Genomic DNA, 23,824 nt, shown 5'->3' on the forward strand with positions numbered 1-23,824 from the left:
AGCCGTCCGGCGGCGGTGCGTCGGCCGGCGGTCCGGGCGGCGGGGGCGGCTGGGGTGATCCGGGCGGCGGGGGCGGCTGGGGTGGTCCGGGCGGCGGGGGCGACGTGACCATGCCGCCAGCGTCCCGCCGTACCGGCCTTGACGCGAGACCCCGCGCGGAGTTGGGCACGGACCCATGCCGTGGATCGCACGATTCCGCGACATTCCGCATCCCGCGCGCGAGCGCGATACCTCTGCGCGAGCGCGAGGGCGCGTCGCCCCGCATGCGGGGCGGCCCGCCAGCCGGAGGCCTTCACCCTCCGCAGAGCCCTCCGAACCGAGGGCACTGCTTACGGCAGACACCGGCCCACGCGGGCTGTCACTTCCGAGCGAAGACCGTTACCCGCGCGGAGGCCTCACGCCGAGGACGCCCCCACGCCCTCACGCGGAGGCCCCCCCACGCGGAGGCCCCCCGCCCGCAGGGGCAACCCTCTTCAGCCCCGAGCACCCAGCAAGTGATCCATCGCCAGCTGGTCCAGCCGCTCGAAGGCCATGCCCCGCGCGGCGGCCGCGTCGACGTCGAACTCCTCGAACGCGGAGCGGTCGGCGAGCAGTGCCTGGAGGCCGTCGGCCGCCGTGGGCTGGGCCAGCTCGTCGAGGCGGGCGGCGCGCAGGGCCTCCTGGACCTCGGGGTCCGCGCGGAAGGCGGCCGCACGCTCCTTGAGGATGAGGTAGTTGCGCATGCAGCCGGCGGCGGACGCCCACACGCCGTCGAGGTCCTCGGTCCGCGGCGGCTTGAAGTCGAAGTGGCGCGGGCCGGTGTAACCGGCGCTCTCCAGGAGGTCGACCAGCCAGAACGCGGCGCGCAGATCGCCGGCGCCGAAGCGCAGGTCCTGGTCGTACTTGATGCCGGACTGGCCGTTGAGGTCGATGTGGAAGAGCTTGCCCGCCCACAGCGCCTGCGCGATGCCGTGCGGGAAGTTCAGCCCGGCCATCTGCTCGTGCCCGACCTCGGGGTTGACGCCGTACAGCTCGGGCCGCTCCAGGCGCTCGATGAAGGCCAGCGCGTGGCCGACGGTCGGCAGCAGGATGTCACCGCGCGGCTCGTTCGGCTTGGGCTCGATGGCGAAGCGCAGGTCGTAGCCCTGGGAGGTGACGTACTCGCCGAGGAGGTCGAAGGCCTCCTTCATCCGGTCGAGGGCGACGCGTACGTCCTTGGCGGCGCCGGACTCCGCGCCCTCGCGGCCGCCCCAGGCGACGTACGTCTCGGCGCCCAGTTCGACGGCGAGGTCGATGTTGCGGATGGTCTTGCGCAGCGCGTAGCGGCGCACGTCGCGGTCGTTGGCGGTGAACGCGCCGTCCTTGAAGACGGGGTGCGTGAAGAGGTTGGTGGTGGCCATCGGGACGGTCAGCCCGGTGGCGTCCAGAGCCTGGCGGAAGCGCTTGATGTGCGATTCGCGCTCGGTGTCGGTGGACCCGAACGGGATCAGGTCGTCGTCGTGGAAGGTGACGCCGTAGGCGCCCAGCTCGGCCAGGCGCTGGACCGTCTCGGCCGGGTCGAGGGCGCGCCGCGTGGCGTCACCGAACGGGTCCCTTCCCTGCCAGCCGACGGTCCACAGGCCGAAGGTGAACCTGTCCTCGGGGGTGGGCTGGTAGTTCATGCCGCGGCTCCTTGCTCGCTCGATGTCGCTGCCGACTATTTCGTCATGGCGGTTTACAAATTAGTATGCGGTCGCGTCTCTGGGAAGAGACAAGGTGGTCCCGATCACCTTCCCGAACCTCACCATCCACCACATATCCCCGCTGAGCCGCGGAAGAGGGAGAGCCCCGATGTCAGCAGCCGAGGGTCCGCTCGTCGTCGGTGTGGACACGTCCACGCAGTCCACCAAGGCGCTGGTCGTCGACGCGGCGACCGGGCAGGTCGTGGCGAGCGGCCAGGCGCCGCACACCGTCTCCTCCGGCGCGGGCCGCGAGAGCGACCCCCGGCAGTGGTGGGACGCGCTGTGCGAGGCGCTGCGCCAGTGCGGTGACGCCGCCCACGAGGCCGCCGCGGTGTCCATCGGCGGACAGCAGCACGGCCTGGTCACGCTGGACGCGCGCGGTGAGCCGGTACGCCCGGCGATGCTGTGGAACGACGTGCGGTCGGCCCCGCAGGCCCGCCGGCTGGCCGAGGAACTGGGCGGCGCGAAGTTCTGGGCGGAGCGCACCGGATCCGTGCCGACCGCGTCGTTCACCGTCACCAAGTGGGCCTGGCTCGCCGAGCACGAGCCGGACGCGGTCCGCGCGACCAAGGCGGTCCGCCTCCCGCACGACTACCTGACCGAACGGCTCACCGGTCAGGGCACCACCGACCGCGGCGACGCCTCCGGCACCGGCTGGTGGGCGTCGGGCAGCGAGTCGTACGACGCCGACATCCTCGCCCACGTCGGGCTCGACCCGGCGCTGCTGCCCCGCTTGGTGCGGCCGGGCGAGGTGGCGGGGACCGTGCGCGACAGTCACGACCTGCCGTTCTCGAAGGGCACCCTGGTCGCGGCGGGCACCGGTGACAACGCCGCCGCCGCGCTGGGCCTCGGGCTGCGTCCGGGCACGCCGGTGATGAGCCTCGGCACCTCGGGCACGGTGTACGCGGTGTCCCGGCGCCGGCCGGCCGACCCGACCGGGATCGTCGCCGGTTTCGCCGACGCGCGCGGTGACTGGCTTCCGCTGGCCTGCACCCTGAACTGCACGCTCGCCGTGGACCGCGTCGCGCAGCTGCTGGGCCTGGACCGGGAGGCCGTCGAGCCCGGCACGACCGCCACGCTGCTGCCGTTCCTGGACGGCGAGCGCACCCCGAACCTGCCGCACGCCTCGGGGATCCTGCACGGCCTGCGGCACGACACCACCGCCGGTCAGCTGCTCCAGGCCGCGTACGACGGGGCCGTGCACGCGCTGCTCGGCGCGCTCGACCAGGTCCTCGACGCGGACGCGGACCCCTCGGCTCCGCTGCTGCTGATCGGCGGCGGCGCCCGCGGCACGGCCTGGCAGCAGACCGTACGACGGCTGTCGGGGCGTCCTGTGCAGGTGCCGGAGGCGCGGGAGCTGGTCGCGCTCGGTGCCGCCGCGCAGGCCGCCGGACTGCTGACCGGGGAGGACGCGGCGGCGGTCGCCCGGCGCTGGGACACCGCGCGGGGACCCGTGCTGGAGGCGGTGGAGCGGGACGAGGAGACGCTGGCGAGGATCACCGGGGTACTCTCCGACGCGGCCCCGCTGCTGGAGCGGAGCCCACGGACCAGCTGAGGACGACGCAGGCATGACCGCACCGCTGCACGAGACCCACCCGGGCGGTCCGGGGCGCGCGCCGCGCGAGGCGCCCGCGACCGGTCCCGGGCGCGCGCCGCACGAGGCACACGCGGCGGTCCCCGGGCGTGCGCTGCCCGACACCCAGCAGGGCATGCGCCGCCGCAACCTGGCCCGCGTGATGCACACCGTCAGCGCCGAGGGGCCGCTCTCCCGCGCGGCGGTCGCCTCGCGCATCGGGCTGACCCGGGCGGCGGTGTCGACGCTCGTCGACGAGCTGATCCGCACCGGCCTGCTGGAGGAGCTGGGCCCCGAGCGGCCGGGCCGGGTCGGCCGGCCGGGCTCCGCGCTCGCGGTCAGCGCGCGGGGGCCCGCCGGGATCGGCGCGGAGATCGGCGTCGACCACCTCGCGGTGTGCGCGGTCGACCTGCGCGGCGAGACGCGCGCCCGCGCGGTGCGGCACGGCACGAACCGGGGGCGCGCCCCCGAGCCGGTGATCGAGGAACTGGCCGGGCTGGTACGGCAGGTCGTCGCCGAGGCGGAGGGCGAGGGACTGTGGCCGGCCGGTCTCACCGTGGCCGTGCCCGGTCTCGTCGCCCGCGACGGCCGTACGGTCGTCCGCGCCCCCAACCTCGGCTGGCACGACCTCGACCTGGGCGCCCTGCTGCCGTTCGAGGCGGGGCTGGTCGTGGACAACGAGGCCAACCTCGGCGCGCTGGCCGAACTGTGGCTCGGCGAGGGCACGCCGCCCGACTTCCTGCACGTCTCGGCCGAGATCGGCATCGGCGCGGCGGTCGTCGTCGGCGGCGGCCTGCTGCGCGGCACGCGCGGCTTCGCGGGCGAGCTGGGCCATGTGCCGGTCCGCCCCGACGGGCCGGAGTGCGCCTGCGGCGGACGCGGCTGCCTGGAGCAGTACGCCGGTGAGGAGGCGGTGCTGCGGGCGGCGGGCCTGGAGCCCGGTGAGGACCGGGTCGGGATGCTGGCCGGGCGCGCCGAGGACGGCGACGAGGACGTACGGCGGGCCCTGCGCGACGCGGGCGAGGCGCTGGGCATCGCCCTGACCGGCGCGGTCAACCTGCTGGACCCGGAGAGCGTGGTGCTGGGCGGTGCGCTGGCGGGAGTCGCGCCCTGGCTGCTGCCGTCGCTGCGCTCGGAACTGGCCCGGCGCACGGCCGGCCCGCCCTGCCCGGTGTCCGTCTCCCGGCTCGGCCCGCAGGGCCCGTTGCTGGGGGCCGCTCACTCGGTGGTCCGGGGGGTGCTGGACGATCCGGCGGCGGTGGCGGGGCGGGCCTGACCGGGCCGCGAAGTCCTCCACCGCGCGCCAATCACCCGTGTGAGTGAGCGAGTTGTCCACAACGGCGTTCTCGTCCACGGAAGATCGCCGGGTCCTTCTGCCTGTCACCGAAGCGCCGTACCGTAAATCACGCGAGCCGCACCCGTCCGGCGAAGACGGCGGTGTGCGGAGCGCGAGGACTCAGGTGATCCATCGGTCGAGCGGGGGGAACGGCTCATGTCCGGCGAGCAGACACGCATTCTGACGGTACGGCCCGAACCGGGCGAGTACGCCTGGACGTTCGGCGGCGCGCCGCCCATCGCCCGCATCGCACCGGGCACGGTGCTCGACCTCTACACGGAGGACTGCTTCGCCGGGCGGGTGCGCTCGGAGAAGGACCTGGTGTCCGAGGTGTGCGAGTTCCCGTTCCTCAACCCGCAGACGGGACCGTTCCACATCGAGGGCGCCGAGCCCGGGGACACGGTCGCGGTGCACTTCGTGTCCATCGAACCGGCCCGGGACTGGGCCGCGTCGACGACCGTGCCGCTGTTCGGGGCGCTCACCTCGACGGCCGCCACGGCCACCTTGCAGCCCCCGCTGCCGGAGACCGTCTGGATCTGGCAGCTGGACCGGACCCGACGGACGGCGCTGTTCCGGGCGCACGACAGTGACATCGAGATCGAGCTGCCCCTCGATCCGATGCACGGCACCGTCGGGGTGGCCCCGGCCAACCTGGAGGTCCGCTCCGCGCTCGTGCCCGACGCGCACGGCGGCAACATGGACACGCCGGAGATGCGGGCCGGCGCCACCTGCTATCTCGGCGTGAACGTCGAGGGAGCGCTGCTCAGCCTCGGCGACGGGCACGCGCGGCAGGGCGAGGGCGAGACCTGCGGCGTGGCCGTCGAGTGCGCGATGAACACGGTGGTGATCGTCGAGCTCCTCAAGGGGCTGCACACACCGTGGCCGCGCATCGAGTCGGACACCCACATCATCTCCACGGGCTCCGCCCGTCCGCTGGAGGACGCGTTCCGGATATCCCAGCTGGACCTGGTGCGGTGGCTGGTCCGCGACTACGGGTTCAGCGAGCTGGACGCCTACCAGTTCACGACCCAGGCCGTGGAATCGCCGCTGGCCAACGTGTGCGACACGAACTACACCTGCGTGGCCAAGCTCCGCAAGGAATGGCTCCCGGCCCGCGAGACTCACCGCGGACTGCACGCGCGGCTGCGCGAGACGGCGGCGACGCTGCGGGGCTGATCCCGCGCGCACCGTACCGCCCGCGCAGAGCACTCGAAAGGCACTCCCCCATGGAACGGGCACGACCGCTCCCCAGCCGGCGACGGCTCATGCAGGGCGCCGCCCTCGCCGCCGTCCCGTACGCGCTGCTGCCCCGGACGCGGGCCGACGCGCGGACCCCGGCCCCCGACCATCCGCTCGCCGTCTGGCACCCGGCGCACACCGCCAACTACACGCCGGCGAAGCGGCCCACGAGCCACCCCGTCGACTTCGTGGTCATCCATGTCACCCAGGCGTCCTACTCGACCACCCTGGGCGTCTTCCAGAACCGCAGGAAGCAGGTGTCCGCGCACTACGTGGTGCGCTCGGCCGACGGCGGTCTCGCGCAGTGCGTCCGCGAGTCCGACATCGCCTGGCACGCGGGCAACTGGGACTACAACACCCGCAGCATCGGCATCGAACACGAGGGGTGGGTGGACCAGCCCGGCTACCTCACCGACGCCCTCTACGAGCGATCGGCCCGGCTCACCGCGTCGATCTGCGACAAGTACGGCGTCCCGAAGGACCGCGCGCACATCATCGCGCACTACGAGGTCCCGGGCTCCGACCACACCGATCCGGGGCCGTACTGGGACTGGAGACGGTACATGCGGCTCGTCCACCGCGCCTGACCCGCGCCCGCGCCGTCGGCGGCCGACCGTGCTCGCCCGGTCAGCCGCCAACGGCGCGGAGCCGGGTGAGCACGGTCGAAACGGTTGTCGGACCGTACGGCCGGAGTGACGATGTTGCGAGCCGTGCCCGCCCCATCACGACACGGCCCCGCCGCTCCACCGCGCGGCGACCGCAGTGCACCGCACCGCACTTCAGTACGACGCCAGCCACATCGTCTTCCGGGAGGCCGAGGTGACCGATCCCTGGGTGGCTCTGGAGCCGGGAGCCGACCCTGCCGAGCGCGCGCGGATCCTGCGTCGCGCGCACGAGACGTTCACCCGGGCGGGCACCGTGCCCCGGCCCGTGCGGTCTGTCGTCGCCGACTCGTGGCGGCGGTCCGCGCGGGCCGGAGTCGGACCGGACGGCGGCGCGAGCGTGGAGCTGACCGACGGCGACCTCGGCGCCTACCGGGCGGAACATCCGCTGGCCCGGGTGATGCCGCTGTGCCGGGAACTGATGGGCTCGTTCGCCCTGGACGGGGAACACCTGCTCGCAGTGTGCGACGCGCACGGCCGGCTGCTGTGGGTCGAGGGCCACCCGGCGACCCGGCGGCAGGCGGGGCGGATGAACTTCGTGCCGGGCGCCCGGTGGGCGGAGAGCGCGGTGGGGACCAACGCCCCGGGCACGGCGGTCGCCCTCGACCGGCCGGTGCAGGTCTTCGCGGCGGAGCACTTCGTGCGCCGGGTCCAGTCCTGGACCTGCGCGGCGGCACCGGTGCACGATCCGCGCACCGGGCGGGTGCTCGGCGCCGTGGACATCACCGGCGGCGACGGACTGGCGCACCCGCACAGCCTGGCGTTCGTCCAGGCGGTCGCCCGGGCCGCCGAGTCCCAGCTGGCGCTGCTCGATCCCGGTCCACCCGCGCGGGACGCCGTGGAGTTGTCCGCGCTGGGCCGGGACCAGGCCACACTGCTCGCCGGGGGCCGCCGGATCCGGCTGAGCCGCCGGCACAGCGAGATCCTGGTGCTGCTCGCCCGGCACCCGGAGGGACTGACCGGCGACGAACTGCTGGTGGCGCTGTACGACGACGAGTCGGTGACGCCGGTGACGCTGCGCGCCGAACTGGCCCGACTGCGCCGGATGCTGGGCGACGGGCTGCTGGCGTCGCGGCCGTACCGGCTGACCGTCCGGGTCGAGTCGGACGTCGCCGTGGTCGAGCGGCGGCTGGAGTCCGGCGCCGTGACCGCGGCCGCCACGGCCTACGCCGGGCCGCTGCTGCCCGCCTCCCGGGCCCCGGCGGTGGTGCGGCTCAGGCACCGGCTGGCGGACGGGCTGCGCGCGGCGCTCATCTCCCGCCGCGACCCCGACCTGCTCGCCGACTGGGTCCACGCGCCGTGGGGCGAGGACGACGTGGACGTGTGGCGGGCGCTGGCCGCGGTGCGGCCGACGGCGCCGGTGCGGGCGAGGCTGGCCGCACTCGACGCGGAACTGGCGGCACCGTCGCCCGAGCCGGTCCGGCGGCCCGGTCCGCCACCCGGTCCGCCGCCTGGCCCGACGGGCCCTCAGAGGCCGTCCGGCAGAGGCGCCCGGCCGGCATGCGGTCCGGAGGAAGTGGCGGGGAGCAAGACGGCGGCCGGCACGGCGGGGGTCGACGTACGCCTGCTCCGCGGCAACCGGCCTGGACGTCAGGACCGGCGTGATCTCGCACCGTAAGAGGCAACACCTCCTGTGGCGGTCGGAACCGCCCTGCCTTGCGGCAGGGTGTGCGGTCGGAGGGGTTGTCAGAGCGCGGACCGTGAGGGCGGCCGTGCTGCCAGGGCCAGACACTCCTGAACCTTCGTCACGTTCGCGGACTGCAGGCCGCCAGGCCCGTGGGCTGACCGCGGTCCACGCCGGCACGCCACATCGCCGCCTCGACAGGATCGACCGACACCACCGCGGCGGGCAGCGCCCGTCCCAGCCCCTCGGCGACGGAACTCTTTCCCGCCGCGGGCAGACCGGCCATCACGATCAGCATGACGGGACTGTCCCATACCCACCCCTTCGCGCACCGGCCGGGCGTCGAGCCCCGCTCGGGCTTCAGCGACGGACCCTGACCGGCATGGCGACCGGGTGCGGGTGCGGTCGCGTGAGCCATGGGATCGGTGATGGACCTGGCGGAGGGCCCGGATGCGCTGCTTCGCCCGGCTGAATCGACAAGTGCCGCGCCCGGCGGCCGAGCTGATGCTCGAAGGACAGGCCCCGAACGCAACGTGGCCGCAACGTCCGTCTCCCTACGCTCCCGATCCGAGAGCCGTCCGACGGCGGGCGGCACCGCACCAGGAGGCTGGCCCAGCATGACCCGTTACGCGGCACCCGGCACACCGGACGCGATCGTCTCCTACCAGGCGCGCTACGACCACTTCATCGGCGGCGAGTACGTGCCGCCGGCCCGCGGTCGGTACTTCGAGAACCCGAGCCCGGTCAACGGTCAGCCGTTCACCGAGGTGGCGCGAGGGACCGCGGAGGACGTGGAGCGTGCCCTGGACGCGGCGCACGCCGCTGCGCCCGCGTGGGGACGCCGCTCGGCGACCGAGCGTTCGGACATCCTGCTGAAGATCGCCGACCGGATGGAGGCGCATCTGGAGCAGCTGGCGGTCGCCGAGAGCTGGGAGAACGGCAAGCCGGTCCGGGAGACGCTGGCCGCGGACATCCCGCTGGCCATCGACCACTTCCGCTACTTCGCGGGCGCGGTCCGCGCGCAGGAGGGCTCGATCGCGGAGCTGGACGACGACACGGTGGCGTACCACTTCCACGAGCCGCTGGGCGTGGTGGCGCAGATCATCCCCTGGAACTTCCCGATCCTGATGGCGGCCTGGAAGCTGGCGCCGGCCCTCGCGGCGGGCAACGCGGTCGTCCTCAAGCCCGCCGAGCAGACCCCGGCGTCCGTGCACTACTGGCTGAGTCTGGTGGCGGACCTGCTGCCGCCGGGCGTGGTGAACATCGTCAACGGTTTCGGCGAGGAGGCGGGCAAGCCGCTGGCCTCCAGCCCGCGGGTGGCGAAGGTCGCCTTCACCGGGGAGACGTCGACGGGGCGGCTGATCATGCAGTACGCGGCGGAGCACCTGAAGCCGGTCACGCTGGAGCTGGGCGGCAAGTCGCCCAACATCTTCTTCGACGACGTCTGGGAGAAGGACGACGATCTGCGGGACAAGGCGCTCGAGGGCTTCACGATGTTCGCCCTGAACCAGGGTGAGGTGTGCACCTGCCCGTCCCGGGGGCTGATCCAGCGCGGTGCCTACCCCGACTTCCTGGAGGCGGCGATCGCCCGCACGGAGCAGATCAAGGCCGGGCACCCGCTCGACACGGACACGATGATCGGCGCGCAGGCCTCCGGCGACCAGCTCTCGAAGATCCTCTCCTACCTCGACATCGGCCGGCAGGAGGGCGCGAAGGTCCTCACCGGCGGCGAACGCCTGGAGCTCGACGGCGAGCTCAAGGGCGGCTATTACGTCCAGCCGACCATCTTCGAGGGCGACAACCGGATGCGGATCTTCCAGGAGGAGATCTTCGGGCCGGTGGTGTCGGTGACGTCGTTCGACGACTTCGACGACGCCATGAAGATCGCCAACGACACGCTGTACGGCCTGGGCGCCGGGGTGTGGACCCGCGACCTCAACACCGCCTACCGCGCCGGCCGCGCCATCCAGGCGGGCCGCGTCTGGACGAACTGCTACCACACCTACCCGGCACACGCCGCGTTCGGCGGCTACAAGCAGTCGGGCATAGGCCGTGAGGGACACAAGATGATGCTGGAGCACTACCAGCAGACGAAGAACCTCCTGGTTTCCTACTCGCCGCGGAAACTGGGCTTCTTCTAGACGCGGCGCGAGGGCGCCTGACCTGGGCAGTTGGGTGGTTGGGCAGTCACCCGGCATGCGCCCTCGTGGGCGCCCGCAAAGCGCAGGGCCGGCAGACAGGCTGCGCCCGTTCCGAAAAACGTTGCGCTTCGGATAAACGAAATCTGTGGCCGCGAACCGAGGTTTCTACAGAGTGGGCTTCTTCACCCCACGCGAACCGCCTCAGCATGCTACTGTCGATGTCAGTTGCAGTTGTGGTTCCCGAAACTTCAAGCGCTGTCCAGACGGCTTCCGAGCCGCTGGGAGCGCTTTTGTATCGCCGGTCTTTTCCGGACGGGGTGATCATCGCGGCGACACGGAGGTCCGCGCAGTGCGGACCCCGATGCACTGCCCCCTGAAGGAGAATTGACATGGCTACTGGCACCGTGAAGTGGTTCAACGCGGAAAAGGGCTTCGGCTTCATCGAGCAGGACGGTGGCGGCGCCGACGTGTTCGCCCACTACTCGAACATCGTCGCCTCGGGCTTCCGCGAGCTGCTCGAAGGCCAGAAGGTGAGCTTCGACATCGCGCAGGGCCAGAAGGGCCCGACGGCCGAGAACATCGTTCCCGCCTGACGCTGACGCGCACTCTGTAGCTGGGACCCGCACCCCTCGGGGTGCGGGTCCCAGCTATTCGCGTTCCCCGCCATGGCTTCGACCGTGGCGGACGACGACCCGAGGAATCCGCGGCGCCCCGCACAAGGGCCCGCGTCTGGATTATGGATGCATTTCTTCGTCCATGTCAGCGCCTGCACTGCACAGACTTCTGCCTGCCGTATTCGCTTTCACATTCGCGATGGCGGCGGCATTTCCCCATTCCCGTGCCGCTCATCGCTGCGACAACCGCGTGGTGGATCAGTGGTCGGAATAGCTGAAGTCGCCCACGGTCCACGCGCTGACGTCCTCGATCGCGACGCGGTACATCCCGCCCGTCTCCGGGATCCCGACCGTGCCCTGCAGGATCCGGGCGACATGGAAGTGCAGATGTGTGGGCGGTCCGTCCTTCTTCTCGGGGGTGTCGAAGACGGCGGCGAACTCGCTCAGGTCGGCGGAGTCCGTCAGCACCTCCGCGACCCTCTTCCTCCACACCGCTTCGGGAGCCAGGCGACCGGTGATGACAGCTCCGCTGGTCACCACGGTCAGGGACATCTGATTGCTCTGCCCGGACTCCACTTGGGCCGCGATGTCGATGATCAGCTCGTCAGGCTTCGGCATGAGATCGCATTCTATGCACCGGCCGGACCGGGCTGCTCGGGCGGTCCCGCTTTCGAGGCAGACCGCAGTCGAGCCGATGCCACTGCGGATCGAGAACGCCGCCAGACAGCCGCAGGCTGACGGCCGGTGCGAGCCGGCCACTGCGCGGGCCTGTGCCGCCGGGCCTTGTCCGCGCCCGGCGGTCGGGCCACCTCGGGGCGCCTCGTCGTCAGGCCGAGGACTTCGACCGTGTCTCGCGGCTTTCCGCGCGCAGTCGTTCGTTGATGCGCTGGGCCTCTTCGAGCTGGTCCTCAAGGATGATGATGCGGCAGGCGGCCTCGATGGGGGTGCCTTGGTCGACGAGTTCGCGGGCGCGGGCGGCGATGCGCAGTTGGTAGCGGGAGTAGCGGCGATGGCCGCCTTGCGAGCGCAGCGGGGTGATCAGTCGGTGTTCGCCCAGGGCGCGGAGGAAGGCGGGGGTGGTGCCGAGCATCTCGGCGGCCCGGCCCATGGTGTAGGCGGGGTAGTCGTCGTCGTCGAGGTTGTCGACGGGACGGGGTGTGCCAGGGGGCATAGACCTCTTCTTCCGGGGACGCGTCGGGGGGCCCGGGTGCCGTACCGGCACCCGGGCCCCGAGCTTTCAACACCATCTACCGGCAGACTGCGCCGGCCTTCTGTGTCCGCAGGCTCCCAGAAGGGCGAGGCTGCGGGGATCGCGGATGCGTGACCGTGGACCACCTTCCAATCCGGGGCCTGCGGTACCCGGGTGGACTGTGGCCTCTCCCGGGCGATCCTGATGGCGTTCGGCTCCTTACTTTCGGTTACGGACTTACTTGTACTGCTGGATACCGCGGGTACTGCTCACGATCCCCCGGAGGGGCCGTGTCCTGCTTCACCTGCTTGCGCGGCAGTCCGTGTCTGCCGCGCCACGTCGACTTCCTGAGTACACCGAAACCGTAATCCCACGGCGAGCCAATGTCTACCGTCGCCGCGACAGATTTTCTCCTTGCCCTAAGCAAGGGATTCTGCGGCACACGCGTTCGAAGAGGGCGACTCCCGGAACGACCAGGTGGCGTCCGTCCAGCCAGTCGCCCGCTGCCATAACCGCCCCAGCATCTTGCTCCATCGGCCAATGGGGCGCGCGCCGCCGAGCCGCAGGTGGCCAACAGCAGCCGCGCCGCAGGTGGCCAACAGCAGCCGAGCCGCAGCCACTGCTCGCGCTGACGGAGGATCAGCCGAGCGGTGCGCGAGGTCTGGACAGCTGTCGAACGGCATGCTGTCATTCCGCTGTCCCGAGATTTACATCGTTGAAAGAGCCGCTGACCGGTACCACACCCGGATGTTCCGGACGCGACCGGCGCTCTCACCGCCGCCGTCTGTCGGCAGGACCGGTCCCAGCCCTTCGTGCGAGGAAGGTTCGATGACGAGACGACATACCCGCCCACGAGCCGGAGTCTGGGCGCTGCTCACCGCGGCGGCCCTGACGTTGCCCACGACCGGTCTGACGTCCACCGCGTCGGCCGCCGAGACGACCAGGACGGCCGAAACGACCATCGCTTCGAACGCCACTTCGAACACTGCTTCGGCCACCGCTCCTGCCACCGAGACGGCCGGCAGCACGTCCGCGTTACCGGCCGGCCGGGCCGCCGTCGAGGTACACGGCCTCAAGGGCGAGTACTTCAGCATGTCGGCACCCGGCGCGCGGGACTTCGCGAAGCTCGGGGGCACCGTGCTCGACCCGCAGATCGACTTCTCCGGGCTGACCGGCACGTTCCAGGAGCTGACCGGCCGCTCCGAGCACACCACCGCCCGCTGGACCGGCCGGATCGAGGCGCCGGCCACCGGCGAGTACACGTTCCACGCCATCGGCGACAACGGCTTCCGGCTCTTCATCGACGGCGAGCCGGTCATCGACCACTGGGTGCCGGACTGGGACAACGAGCAGACCAGCGAGCCGGTCCGGCTCACCGCCGGGGAGAAGCACGACTTCCGCCTGGAGATGTTCCAGGACACCGGCGGGGCCAGCATGAAGCTGCGCTGGTCGACGCCCACGATGCCCAAGCAGCCGGTGCCCATGTCCGCGTTCACACCGCCGGACGGCTTCGAGGTCTACCCGGTGGAACTGTCCGTCGCCGAGGACGGCCGGCGGCTGCGGGCCCGGTTCGAGAAGGAGGTCGGCGGCGTCCAGGCGGTCAAGGACCACCTGAAGATCGAAGCCGACTCGGTGGCCATGCCGGTCGCCTCGGTCACGGTCGCCGCCGGCGACCCCGCGTCCCTGCTCATCACGCTCGCGGAGCCCATCCAGAAGAACCAGCAGGTCCGCGTGTCGTACGACGGTCAGGGCGGTCTGACGGCCGGCGGCGAGAGCGTGCCGAAGATCGTCCGCTACGCGCAGAACGCCTCCACCCACCGGCTCACCACCCCCTGGGGCGACAAGCTCGACGAGAACAACCCGCTGCCGGAGTACCCACGGCCGCAGCAGGTGCGTGCGAAGTGGAAGAACCTCAACGGGCCCTGGCAGTTCAGCGCCGCCGAAGCGGGCGAGCAGCCGGTCTTCGGCAAGGACCTCGACGAGCGGATCGTCGTGCCGTTCCCGGTCGAGTCGCAGCTGTCCGGGCTGGAGCGGCACGAGGACCACATGTTCTACCGCAGGCTCATCGACGTGCCGAGGAACTGGAGGATCGGCAAGGGCGGTGAGGGCAACCGGCTCAAGCTCCACTTCGGCGCCGTCGACTACCGGGCCCGGGTCTGGGTGAACGGCGAGAAGGTCGCCGAACACACCGGCGGGTACGACGCGTTCAGCGCCGACATCACCGACGCGCTGAAGGGCTCCGGGCCGCAGGAGGTGGTGGTCGCCGTCACCGACACCGGCGGCGCCGACCAGCCGAAGGGCAAGCAGTCCACCCACCCGAGCGGCATCTTCTACACCCAGTCCTCGGGCATCTGGCAGACGGTCTGGATGGAACCCGTCGCCGACACGTCGATTGACAACGTAGTCATCACGCCCGACATCGACACGAGCAGTGTGGCGGTGACCGTCGAGTCCGGCGGCGCCTCCTCGAAGGCACGGGTGGAGGCGGTCGCCCGTGACCGGCGCGGCAAGGTCGTCGGCAGAGTCAGCGGACCGGCCGGCGAGCGGCTGCGCCTGCCCGTGGCGAAGCAGCACCTGTGGACCCCGGACGACCCCTACCTGTACGACCTCGACGTCACGCTCACCGACGGCAGGTCGAGGGACCGGATCGACAGCTACTTCGGCATGCGGAAGATCGGCGTCGAGAACGTCGGCGGGTACCGGAAGCTGGTGCTCAACGACAAGCCGGTCTTCTCGCTCGCCACGCTCGACCAGGGCTTCTGGCCCGACGGCCTCTACACGGCGCCGAGCGACGAAGCCCTCGCCTTCGACCTGAAAGCCCACAAGGAGCTGGGCTTCAACGCCGTCCGCAAGCACATCAAGGTGGAGCCCGCGCGGTGGTTCTACCACGCGGACCGGCTCGGCCTGCTCGTCTGGCAGGACTTCGTCTCCGGCGACCTGCCCACCGACCAGGGCCGCACGGCCTTCGTCGACCAGGGCATGGAGGTGGTGCGGGAGCATCACAACGCGCCCTCCGTGATCGGCTGGATCGTGTTCAACGAGGGCTGGGGCGAGTGGGACCGCGAGGAGAGCGGCCGTATCGCCGAGGCCGTCAAGGCCGCCGACCCGTCCCGCGTCGTCAACGCCCACAGCGGTGTCAACTGCTGCAACTCCAAGGGCGACTCGGGCAAGGGCGACATCATCGACCACCACGACTACGGCAACACCGACCCGCCGTTCCCCGACCACCGGGCCGCCATGGACGGCGAGCACGGCGGCTTCACCCTCCCCACGCCGGGACACGTGTGGCCGGGCGCCCCGACCGTCATCTACAGCGGCGTCGCCGACAAGGACGCGCTGACCCGCAAGTACGTGGAGAACACCGAGAAGTACTACCTCGACCAGGCCGCCCACGAGCTGTCCGGTTCGGTCTACACCCAGATCACCGACCTGGAGAACGAACTCAACGGCCTCTACACCTACGACCGTCGGGTGATCAAGGTCGACCCGGTCCGGATCCGTGACGTCAACCTGCGGGTCATCGCCGCCGGTGCCGCCGCGGGCGAGCGGCGGGAGCTGAAGGGCGGCGGGCGATGGGCCCTCGACGAGGGCACGGGCACCACCGCGAGGGACGACGGCCCGAACGCCAAGTCCCTGACGCTCACCGAGGGGACCACTTGGACGCCCGGTGTGCGCGGCAGCGCCCTGAAGTTCGACGGCCGGGGAGCGCACGCCGAGACCGACGGGCCCGTCCTCGACACCACCGGCAGCTACTCCGTCTCCGCCTGGGTGCGGCTCGACGGCCTCCCCGGCAACTACGCCACCGCCGTCAGCCAGGACGGCAGACGTCAGGCGAGCCCCTTCTACCTCCAGTACGGCCAGGGCGCCTTCGCCTTCAGCACACCCGGCGGGCACCGCGCCCGGCTGGTGACGACCCCGGAGAAGGGCCGCTGGTACCACCTGGTCGGGGTGCGGGACGGCTCGACCGGTGAGATCACGCTGTACGTCGACGGCGAGCGGGCGGCGACCGCGACCGCCGGACCGAACTACGTCGGCACCGGCCCCCTGGCCGTCGGCCGCGCCCAGTGGGACGGCACGGACACGGACTTCTGGAACGGCGCCGTCGACGAGGTCCAGGCCTACGACCGGGCACTCACCGCCGAGGAGGTGAGCGCGCTCCACGCGCGGCAGAAGCCGTAGTCGCGGCGGCGTCGCAGGACGGTCCCGGCGGTGCGCCTCGGCACACCGCCGGGACTTCGCGGCAGCGGGCTGCGGGGCCGCCGTATCGGAAGTCCGGTCGACGGCGAGGAGGTCGACCCGCCCCGCGTCGAACGCGTCCCCGACGTCCGACTCAGCCGTTCGCGCCTTCGCCGTTCGCGCCTTCGCCGGCCGCGCGGCCGAGCGTGCTCTCCCGCTCGACCAGCCGGTAGTCCGCCCACACGCGCCGCGGTTCGGGAGCCTCGCCGCCGAGCCGGGCCAGCACGGACTCCACCGCGAGGCGGCCGATGGCACTCTTGTCCGGTGAGATCGAGGTGAGCGTCACGGCACCGAAGCGTCCCTCCACCACGTCGTCGAAGCCGACGACCGCGACGTCCTCGGGCACGCGCAGTCCCCACTCGTGCAGCACGCGCATCGCCCCGATGGCCATGGGGTCGTTGTAGGCGAACACGGCGTCGGGACGCCGTCCGGTCTCCAGGATGCGCGTCATGGCCGCCGCGCCGTCCGCGTGCCCCCATCCGTCGGTGGCGGCGACGAGCCCGTCGTCGGCGGACAGACCGGCCGCGGTCAGTTCCTCGCGCCAGCCGCGCACGCGCAGCTGCGCCGGTTCGCTCCGGCCGCGCCGGGCACCGATGAAGGCCACCTCACGGCGCCCGAGGCCGATCAGGTGCCGGACCGCGGCACGGGCGGCGGCGACGTTGTCGATGGCGATGTGGTCGTACGGCAGGTCATACTCCCGTTCCCCGAGCAGGACCAGCGGCACGTTCCCGGTGCGGTCACGCAGGTCGTCGGGCTCCAGCTCGATGGGGCTGAGGATGAGCCCGTCGATGACGCGGGCCCGGAAGCCCCGGCTGACCAGCACCTCCTGTTCACGCCGTCCGCCGGTGTGGTCGAGCAGCACGATGTAGTCGTGCTCGGCGGCCGCGTCGATGACGGTGGCGGCGAGTTCGGCGAAGTACGGGTTGCCCAGTTCGGGCAGGGCGAGCGCGATGATGCCGGTGCGGCCCTTGCGCAGGTGCCGGGCGGTCAGGTTGGGCCGGTAGCCGAGGGCGTCGATGGACCGCTGGACGCGCTCGCGCATGGCGGGGGTGACGTGCCGGTAGTTGTTCACCACGTTGGAGACGGTCTTGATGGAGACCCCCGCGTGCTCCGCGACGTCCTTGAGGCTGACCCGCACGTCCGTCCTTCCTGGCCGGCCCGACTCGGGCGGCCGGCGCGGGTCGGGTGCCGTCACTGCGAGCCGTTGGCCGAGCCGGTGCACGCCTGATTTGAAACGTTATATATCCCTCTCGTCACGCTGACAAGGCGGCGGTACGGCGGGACCGGCATCGACGCGGCATCGACGCGGCCCGCCGAGGCGACGGACACGCGGCTACTCGAAAAATTTGAGGCTCCACCCGGTGTTCGTGGGCGCGCCCGGGACGTTGGCGCGGCTGTAGGTGGTGTTGCCCCACCAGGCGAACGTGCCGGTGTACCAGTACCGGTTGTCCCACGTGTACGGCGTCCCCTTGGGCACCGCGTGGAACATGAGGGGGAACCGCGGACCGGCGGGCGGGCTCGTGCCGATGTCGCCGTCGAGGAGCACGAAGCTGTGGTGTCCGGGCCCGTCGACGTACAGGGTGGGGTCCCAGCCGGACATCATCGTGGCGCGGTGGGAGCCGAAGAGGCAGCCGTTGGACTTGTACCAGTCCCATACGTACGTCGGGTCGCCGCCGGCCCGCAGCCGCAGGTCGGCCAGGCAATACTGATCGCTCCAGCTGCCGTTGGCCGAGTACACGATGTGCAGTTGCCCGTTCGGGTCCTTGATGGGTTCGGGGCCCTCGTTGATGAACGGGTCGCCCACCACCCGCTCCCAGGGCTCGCGTGGCTGGGAGATGACGTACCGTGCGCCGGTGGACGTCGTCGGGCTGCTCATCCGGGCGATGTAGAGGTTCTGCTCGACGTTGGTGTCACCGGCCCACCCGGACCAGACGAACCAGCGCTGCCCGTTGAAGGTGAACAGGGTGCCGTCGATGGCCCACTTGTCGTCCGGCAGGGCCAGTTTCGTGGCGGCGGTGTATCCGCTGTCCGGGGTGGCGGAGCTGATGACGTACATCCGGTGGGCCGGTCCGCGCCCGGCGGTGAAGTAGATGTAGTAGCGGCCCGTGTCGCGCACGATCTCCGGGGCCCAGACCTCACCGAGGTTGCCCGTGTCCGACCAGACCCGGCGGGCGGGCGCCGAGGCGAGCGCGTCCGTCGAGGAGGCCTGCCGCACAGCGATGCCGTCGCCGACGGACTGCACCGAGATGTAGGTTCCGCCGACCCGCAGCACGCTCGGATCGGCGGCCCGCAGGCCCGTCCGGCCGGCCTGGGCGGGTTCGGCGGACAGCAGGGACAGCGCGGCGGCGAGCACGCCCGCCAGGAGCAGAGCGACAGCGCTCCGCGGAGTGCGAGGTGGGTTCATGGCCCCGTTCCATGGTCGGCCTCCGCTTCGACGCCGCGCCGACGCGAGGCGGCGGCGTGGGGACGGCGTCCGGCCGGGACCGCGTCGGAGGTGGTGGGGGGAGCGATCCTGGCCGCCGGGCTAGGTACCAGCGTCGATGCACATCGATGCGCATCGATGCAAGGACCGTCTCACAGCTTCGCGGTGAGCGGTGAGCGTGTCAACGGCTCGTGCGGTCGTCGGTCGTCCGCGCCGGCGATGAGTGCGCTCGGTCCCCCGAAGTGTGGTGCACAACTCGCTGCGCGTGGCGATGTGTTGGCTGCCCTGGCCGGTGAGGAGGAAGGCGAGGCGTCCGGGCCTCGCGCTGCCGGGGACGACTTCGGCGGCTGGCCGCCCGGAGGCCGGCGCGTCGGGGCCGCGGAGCAGGGCGTCCCGCACGGCGTCGCGGTGCTTCCTCCTGCCGGACGAGCCCCGTGCGGCACCCCACTGACGGGGATGCCGCACGGGGTCGTCCGGGTCGGTGGTCAGTCCGTGTGGACCTTCAGGACTGACGGGGATGCCGCACGGGGTCGTCCGGGTCGGTGGTCAGCCCGTGTGGACCTTCAGGGCGGTGCGGACCGCGGATTCGAGGGCGCCCTCGATCCAGGCGGGCTTGATGGAGGTGTGGTCGCCTGCGAAGTGCAGGGGGCCCTCGGAGGTGGGGATGTCCGGGAAGAGCTCCGCGTGCTGGCCGGGGAAGAGGACGGACGCCTCACCGTAGGCGTAGTGGTCCCGCATCCATGACTGGGTCTTGCACTTGGTGGTGAAGAAGACCTCGCAGCGGCGGCCGAAGACCGCCTGCACCCCGGCGAGGGCGCGCAGGTAGCGCTCCTCGTCGGCGTACGCGTCCCACTTGAGGGCGTCGTCGGCCCAGCTGTAGGAGGCGAGCATGATGCCGCCGTCGCTGCCTTCCATGGGGTGGGCGTGCTCGAAGTACATGAAGCGGTTGGCGTTGTCGCTCACCGAGCCGCCACCGCGCACGTGTGCGGCCTCCGGGTCGTCGTTCGCGGCGGGCCGGAAGGCGGAGAAGCAGGACTTGTAGTCCTCGGGGACGGTGACTCCCAGGGCTTTGACGGACTGGTGGGCGCCGAGGTAGCGGCCGTCGGTGACGCGGCCCGCGCGGTACTTCTCGTACAGGCCGTCCTCGATGGAGTCGAGCGCCTGTTTCCACTGCTCCTCGGTGAACTCCCACCAGCGCCGGGAGAACTCGAGCAGCACCTTGGTGGCGGCGTCGTAGTGCAGTTCCGTGATGGCCCGGCGCTTGCCGTAGCTCAGCGGCGGGTCGAAGGCGACGTGGCGCAGTCCGGAGAAGGGGACGGTGATGATCGCCTCGTCGCCCTCGAAGACCTCCGTGACGCCCCCGTGGCCGGTCTGGCAGTCCTCGGACACCGTGTGCACCCGCACCTTGCGGCCGTCGCGTTCGATGCGTACGGCGCGCCGGTCGAGCCGTACCTTGCCCTTCACGGGCTCGTACAGGGCGTCGACGAGCTTGGCCGTGCCGCCCTTGATCTCCCAGAAGCGGGTCCTGGGGTCGATCAGCGCGCTGGACAGGAAGCTGTGCAGGAAGGAGAGGTGGAGCCGGGAGGTGAGGTTCTGGATGGTGCCGACGAGGTCGATGGTCCTGGTGTCCAGCCCGGCGACCTCGGTGAGGTAGCGGTACATGGACCAGTGGCCGTACCTCTTGAGGACCTCGGCCCAGCCGTCGACGAGGGCGGTTCCCTCCTTGCCCCGGATGAGCCGGTGCGCGGGTTCGAGGGCGTCCGCGAGGATGGCGGCGGCGGTCCTGGTGCGGTTGGGGCCGGTGACGCCGAAGGTGTCGTTGACCTTCTCGGGGTTCTTCTCGTAGTCGGCGCGGCGCACGTGGACGCCGTTGACGTGGATCCAGGTGCGGTTGGCGCGCCGCGTCGGGTTGTCGACCTCCACGTCGACCAGGAGGAACTCCTGACGCGGCAGGTCGAACTTCTCCAGCAGGGCCATGAGCAGCGGATGGCTCTCGGGCAGCCGCATGGCCCCGCCCTCGGCGTACTGCCGGGGGTCGGCGAAGGGCTGGGCCCCGTTCTCGTGGCCGCCCTTGCGGAACGTCTTGATACGGCCGCCGACCCGGTTGCCGTTGGCCTCGATCACCACCACGTCGTGGCCGGCCCGGTTCAGCAGGTCGGCGGCGAGCAGTCCGGCCGGTCCGGCCCCGACGACGAGGACGCGTTTCGTCCCTCTCCCCCGCCGGGGCGGCAGGCCGTTCTCGACGGCCCTGAGGTAGGCGGGGACGAGTGGCTGGTCGTGCTCGTCGTGGACGACGATGGCGCGGGCCACGGTGGTGTACGCGTCCTCGCCGATGCCGGGCGGCGCGGCGTCCGGGGCCGCCGCGGGCGCGGGCGCCGGGGCGGGTGCCGGGGCGGGACTCAGCGCGGTCGCGGGGGCGGCGGAGGCGGCGGTGAGTCCGGCGGCGAGGGCCGTGGCGCCGGCGGCCGTGACGAGGGTGCGCCGCGAGGGACGCGTGCCGGGGGCGGAGATGTCCTCGTTCGGCGCGTCCGCGGGCGGCGTGGCGACCGCCGCGGTGACCGCGGTGGGCGCGAGGTCGCCGGCGGAATCGGCAGGGTCGGCGGAATCGGCGGGGTCGGTGGAAACGGTCACGTCCTGGGCGGTGATGTCATGTGTGCTCATCGCGCACCACTCTTGGCATCGCGGCCGCAGCGGCGAAGGGCCTTCACGCGGACGGGAACGGTAAACCACTCGACCGGTGACTGAGCCGTCCGCCTTGCTTGACGATCAGCGCGGGGCTCGCGCGTTCGCGGCTCGCGACCGTCGTCACTCCTTCCCCACGACCACCACTTCGTCCCGCGCGCTCCAGCGGCGCCGCTCGGTCTTGGGCGGGTTGATGCGGATGCCGTGGGACGGCGCCGTGGACGCGTCGGCGTGGGCGCGGTAGCCGATGGCGCACTCGCCGCGCTGCCGTGCCGCGGCCACGACCGTGGCGTAGGCCGTCTCCTGGTCCGGGCGGACGTAGTCGGACGCGGGCCGGAGCCGGACCCCGCTGCCCTCGGCGGAGAGGAGTTCCTCGAACACCGCCGCCAGGTGCCGGTTCTGGGAGATCTGCGCCATCAGCAGACCGATGAGCTTGCCGCTGATGATCACGTCGGCTCCGGGGCCGAGGGGTGCCAGCGGCCGGTTGCGGTCGTCGATCAGCTCGGTGACGACGGGCAGTTCGCGTCCGGTGGTCCGTTCCAGGCGGCGCAGGAGCAGCAGGGTCACGAGGGTGCGCAGGTCGGGTTCGTCCGCCGCACGGCGGTGGCCGGGGCCGGGACCGGGATCGGGGTCGGGGTCCCGGCCGAGCACGATCACGCTGTCGTAGGAGGCGATCTCCAGGCCGTCCAGTGTGCCGGGGCGGGTGACGTCACCCCGCCGCAAGGTCACGGTCAGGCCGGCGCCGGCCTGGGTGTCGGCGTCGCCGACCTGCCGGCCGGTGACCTCTCCGGCCTCCGCGACGACGTCGACGGCCGAGCCGGGCCGGGCGCAGCGGCGCAACTGGTCGATGATCAGGGGTGCGCGGCGGTTCCAGCCGAGCAGGAGCAGGCGTTCCGGCCGCGCGGGCGGCGGCTGGGCAGGGGCCCACGCGGCCTCGTCCACCAGGTGCGCGCAGTCGTCCAGGCGGACGGTGTCGTCGTCGCGGGAGATGACGACGAGCTGGTCGCCGGGGCCGATCGGGGTCTGCGGTGGCGGGCTGAGCAGGGGGACGGCTCCCCGTACCAGTCCGACGACGCTGGAGGTCGTGTACGCCAGCAGCGCGTCGCCGAACGGCCGTCCGATGAGGGTGGGTTCGGAGGTCAGGTAGAACTCGTCGCCGGCGAAGTCGAGGAGTTCGCGGTGGACGAGGGAGATGCCGGGGCGGCGGGCCGCCTGCACGATCAGCGCGGCCGTGATGGTGTCGCTCTCCAGCACGGTGCCGCTCGGCCCCGCGGCGAGGGCCGCCGCCGACCGGTAGTGGTCGTCGCGTACGGCGGCGACCACGGGCGGGCCCGTGTCGGGGTCGGGCAGCGCGCCCCGGACGGCCAGCAGAGTCTTGACCACCTGGGCGTCGGCGTCGGCGGCGTCGTGCGGCAGGACGAGGAGGACACCGGCCTCGGCCGGGTTGGTCAGGGCGAGGACGGCCGGATCGGTGGGAGGGCCGCTGCGGCAGATCACCCGGGTGGGTCCGTACGGCCCCACCTTCGTGCTCAGTTCCTCCTCCATCGCGGTCTTGTCCCGGTCGGCCAGCACGGCGACCGTCGCGCCCCGCTGGTTGGCGTGGGCGGCGACCAGTTCGCCCACCACCGTGAAGACCTGCTCCGACCAGCCGAGCACCACGGCGTGACCGCGTTCCAGGACGGTGGAACGGCCCCGGCGCAGGGCGATGAGCCGCTCGGTCAGGGCGGTGGTGATCAGGCCGACGAGCGTCGAGACGTACAGCAGGGCGACGAGCGCGAGCAGCACGGACAGCGCCACCCGCAGCGGTGCGCCGGTGGCACCGCCCAGCCGCAGGGTCTCGCCGGTGAGCCGCCACACCTGGGACAGACGGCCGCCGAGGGATGCCGGTGCGCCGGGGTCGGTCCACACCAGCACCGCGCTGGCCGGCACCACGACGGCCAGGCACAGCAGGGCCAGCCAGCCGACGAGCGCCGGGGCGCCGCGGGTGAGAGTGCTGTCGAACCAGTAACGGAGCCTGTCTCCGAGCGGAGTACGCTGCGGCGCCATCGTGTCCCCCCTGTCGCCGACTGCCGGTGCGGGCCGGCACGGCGCCCTCCCCCGGTGCCCACACAGCGCCCGCCCACCACACAGGAGTGTGCTGGTGCGGGCGCCGGGAGGTGCGAGGATCGCGTCGGCTTCACACCTTCGGGCAGATCCGCCGCTCCGCGCACGGGCCCGCCGGGCGGGAGGGACCGGTGGGGCGGGGGCCCGCCGGGCGGGAGGAACCGGCTGGACGAGGGCCCGCCAGGCGGGAGAGACCGGCTGGCCGGGGCCGCCGGGCGGGAGGGACCGGTGGGGCGGGGGCCCGCCGGGCGGGAGGAACCGGCTGGACGAGGGCCCGCCAGGCGGGAGAGACCGGCTGGCCGG

Annotated in this window: 16 protein-coding genes; 8 read left to right on the forward strand and 8 right to left on the reverse strand. The window is 72.2% G+C overall.

Features of this window, described 5'->3' with window-relative positions; translation table 11 throughout:
* Positions 1-473 precede the first annotated feature (473 nt).
* Complete coding sequence (xylA, locus tag AB0K92_RS29760) at positions 474-1,640, reverse strand: xylose isomerase (protein WP_365927973.1); 1,167 nt, start codon at positions 1,638-1,640, stop codon at positions 474-476.
* Between the two features lie 169 nt (positions 1,641-1,809).
* Between xylA and xylB the strand changes: the two genes are divergently transcribed.
* From xylB to AB0K92_RS29785, 5 genes are all read left to right on the forward strand, one after another.
* On the forward strand, positions 1,810-3,255 hold the full coding sequence (xylB, locus tag AB0K92_RS29765; protein WP_365927975.1) for a xylulokinase: 1,446 nt from the start codon (positions 1,810-1,812) through the stop codon (positions 3,253-3,255).
* Positions 3,256-3,268: 13 nt separating this feature from the next.
* Positions 3,269-4,549 carry an ROK family transcriptional regulator gene (locus AB0K92_RS29770; RefSeq protein WP_365927977.1) on the forward strand — a complete coding sequence of 427 codons (1,281 nt, stop codon included), beginning with the start codon at positions 3,269-3,271 and terminating at the stop codon, positions 4,547-4,549.
* A gap of 216 nt (positions 4,550-4,765) precedes the next feature.
* On the forward strand, positions 4,766-5,785 hold the full coding sequence (locus AB0K92_RS29775; RefSeq protein ID WP_365927979.1) for an acetamidase/formamidase family protein: 1,020 nt from the start codon (positions 4,766-4,768) through the stop codon (positions 5,783-5,785).
* Between the two features lie 50 nt (positions 5,786-5,835).
* Entirely contained in the window at positions 5,836-6,435 is a 600-nt protein-coding gene (locus AB0K92_RS29780; RefSeq protein ID WP_365927981.1) for a peptidoglycan recognition family protein, read from the forward strand.
* Between the two features lie 232 nt (positions 6,436-6,667).
* A complete protein-coding gene (locus AB0K92_RS29785) occupies positions 6,668-8,128 on the forward strand; it encodes a GAF domain-containing protein (RefSeq protein WP_365927998.1) in 1,461 nt (486 codons plus the stop codon).
* 127 nt (positions 8,129-8,255) lie between these two features.
* On the opposite strand, the gene AB0K92_RS29790 is transcribed toward AB0K92_RS29785, so the two are convergent.
* Positions 8,256-8,432, reverse strand: coding sequence for an AAA family ATPase (locus tag AB0K92_RS29790; RefSeq protein ID WP_365927983.1), 177 nt, complete (start codon positions 8,430-8,432; stop codon positions 8,256-8,258).
* A 319-nt stretch (positions 8,433-8,751) separates the two neighbouring features.
* Between AB0K92_RS29790 and AB0K92_RS29795 the strand changes: the two genes are divergently transcribed.
* Complete coding sequence (locus AB0K92_RS29795; RefSeq protein WP_365927985.1) at positions 8,752-10,275, forward strand: aldehyde dehydrogenase family protein; 1,524 nt, start codon at positions 8,752-8,754, stop codon at positions 10,273-10,275.
* 389 nt (positions 10,276-10,664) lie between these two features.
* Positions 10,665-10,868, forward strand: a complete 204-nt coding sequence (locus tag AB0K92_RS29800; protein WP_165996033.1) for a cold-shock protein — start codon at positions 10,665-10,667, stop codon at positions 10,866-10,868.
* Positions 10,869-11,147: 279 nt separating this feature from the next.
* On the opposite strand, the gene AB0K92_RS29805 is transcribed toward AB0K92_RS29800, so the two are convergent.
* Together AB0K92_RS29805 and AB0K92_RS29810 are read right to left on the reverse strand one after the other, a co-directional pair.
* Complete coding sequence (locus AB0K92_RS29805; protein WP_165996036.1) at positions 11,148-11,507, reverse strand: hypothetical protein; 360 nt, start codon at positions 11,505-11,507, stop codon at positions 11,148-11,150.
* Between the two features lie 208 nt (positions 11,508-11,715).
* On the reverse strand, positions 11,716-12,060 hold the full coding sequence (locus AB0K92_RS29810; RefSeq protein WP_165996037.1) for a MerR family transcriptional regulator: 345 nt from the start codon (positions 12,058-12,060) through the stop codon (positions 11,716-11,718).
* Between the two features lie 846 nt (positions 12,061-12,906).
* Here AB0K92_RS29810 and AB0K92_RS29815 point away from each other — a divergent pair.
* Positions 12,907-16,257 carry a LamG-like jellyroll fold domain-containing protein gene (locus tag AB0K92_RS29815; protein ID WP_365927988.1) on the forward strand — a complete coding sequence of 1,117 codons (3,351 nt, stop codon included), beginning with the start codon at positions 12,907-12,909 and terminating at the stop codon, positions 16,255-16,257.
* A 151-nt stretch (positions 16,258-16,408) separates the two neighbouring features.
* Here the strand turns inward: AB0K92_RS29815 and AB0K92_RS29820 are convergent, their stop codons facing one another.
* The 4 genes from AB0K92_RS29820 to AB0K92_RS29835 all read right to left on the reverse strand — a co-directional run bounded on the left by AB0K92_RS29820 (position 16,409) and on the right by AB0K92_RS29835 (position 23,464).
* Positions 16,409-17,452, reverse strand: a complete 1,044-nt coding sequence (locus tag AB0K92_RS29820) for a LacI family DNA-binding transcriptional regulator (RefSeq protein ID WP_365927990.1) — start codon at positions 17,450-17,452, stop codon at positions 16,409-16,411.
* 195 nt (positions 17,453-17,647) lie between these two features.
* A complete protein-coding gene (locus tag AB0K92_RS29825) occupies positions 17,648-18,718 on the reverse strand; it encodes a glycoside hydrolase family 43 protein (RefSeq protein WP_365927992.1) in 1,071 nt (356 codons plus the stop codon).
* A 564-nt stretch (positions 18,719-19,282) separates the two neighbouring features.
* Positions 19,283-21,397, reverse strand: a complete 2,115-nt coding sequence (locus AB0K92_RS29830; protein ID WP_365927994.1) for an FAD-dependent oxidoreductase — start codon at positions 21,395-21,397, stop codon at positions 19,283-19,285.
* Between the two features lie 144 nt (positions 21,398-21,541).
* Positions 21,542-23,464, reverse strand: a complete 1,923-nt coding sequence (locus AB0K92_RS29835) for an NAD-binding lipoprotein (RefSeq protein WP_365927996.1) — start codon at positions 23,462-23,464, stop codon at positions 21,542-21,544.
* Positions 23,465-23,824: the final 360 nt, after the last annotated feature.

Origin of the sequence: Streptomyces sp. NPDC052687, assembly GCF_040678395.1 — a bacterium.
GTDB lineage: Bacteria > Actinomycetota > Actinomycetes > Streptomycetales > Streptomycetaceae > Streptomyces.

What these genes read in the sequence shown, in the direction of transcription:
- AB0K92_RS29775 (WP_365927979.1), top strand. Translation starts at nt 4,766, where the DNA reads ATGTCCGGCGAGCAGACACGCATTCTGACGGTACGGCCCGAACCGGGC.
- AB0K92_RS29825 (WP_365927992.1), bottom strand. Translation starts at nt 18,718, where the DNA reads ATGAACCCACCTCGCACTCCGCGGAGCGCTGTCGCTCTGCTCCTGGCG.
- AB0K92_RS29800 (WP_165996033.1), top strand. Translation starts at nt 10,665, where the DNA reads ATGGCTACTGGCACCGTGAAGTGGTTCAACGCGGAAAAGGGCTTCGGC.
- AB0K92_RS29830 (WP_365927994.1), bottom strand. Translation starts at nt 21,397, where the DNA reads ATGAGCACACATGACATCACCGCCCAGGACGTGACCGTTTCCACCGAC.
- AB0K92_RS29790 (WP_365927983.1), bottom strand. Translation starts at nt 8,432, where the DNA reads ATGCTGATCGTGATGGCCGGTCTGCCCGCGGCGGGAAAGAGTTCCGTC.
- AB0K92_RS29780 (WP_365927981.1), top strand. Translation starts at nt 5,836, where the DNA reads ATGGAACGGGCACGACCGCTCCCCAGCCGGCGACGGCTCATGCAGGGC.
- AB0K92_RS29770 (WP_365927977.1), top strand. Translation starts at nt 3,269, where the DNA reads ATGACCGCACCGCTGCACGAGACCCACCCGGGCGGTCCGGGGCGCGCG.
- AB0K92_RS29795 (WP_365927985.1), top strand. Translation starts at nt 8,752, where the DNA reads ATGACCCGTTACGCGGCACCCGGCACACCGGACGCGATCGTCTCCTAC.
- AB0K92_RS29815 (WP_365927988.1), top strand. Translation starts at nt 12,907, where the DNA reads ATGACGAGACGACATACCCGCCCACGAGCCGGAGTCTGGGCGCTGCTC.
- AB0K92_RS29805 (WP_165996036.1), bottom strand. Translation starts at nt 11,507, where the DNA reads ATGCCGAAGCCTGACGAGCTGATCATCGACATCGCGGCCCAAGTGGAG.
- AB0K92_RS29835 (WP_365927996.1), bottom strand. Translation starts at nt 23,464, where the DNA reads ATGGCGCCGCAGCGTACTCCGCTCGGAGACAGGCTCCGTTACTGGTTC.
- xylA (WP_365927973.1), bottom strand. Translation starts at nt 1,640, where the DNA reads ATGAACTACCAGCCCACCCCCGAGGACAGGTTCACCTTCGGCCTGTGG.
- xylB (WP_365927975.1), top strand. Translation starts at nt 1,810, where the DNA reads ATGTCAGCAGCCGAGGGTCCGCTCGTCGTCGGTGTGGACACGTCCACG.
- AB0K92_RS29810 (WP_165996037.1), bottom strand. Translation starts at nt 12,060, where the DNA reads ATGCCCCCTGGCACACCCCGTCCCGTCGACAACCTCGACGACGACGAC.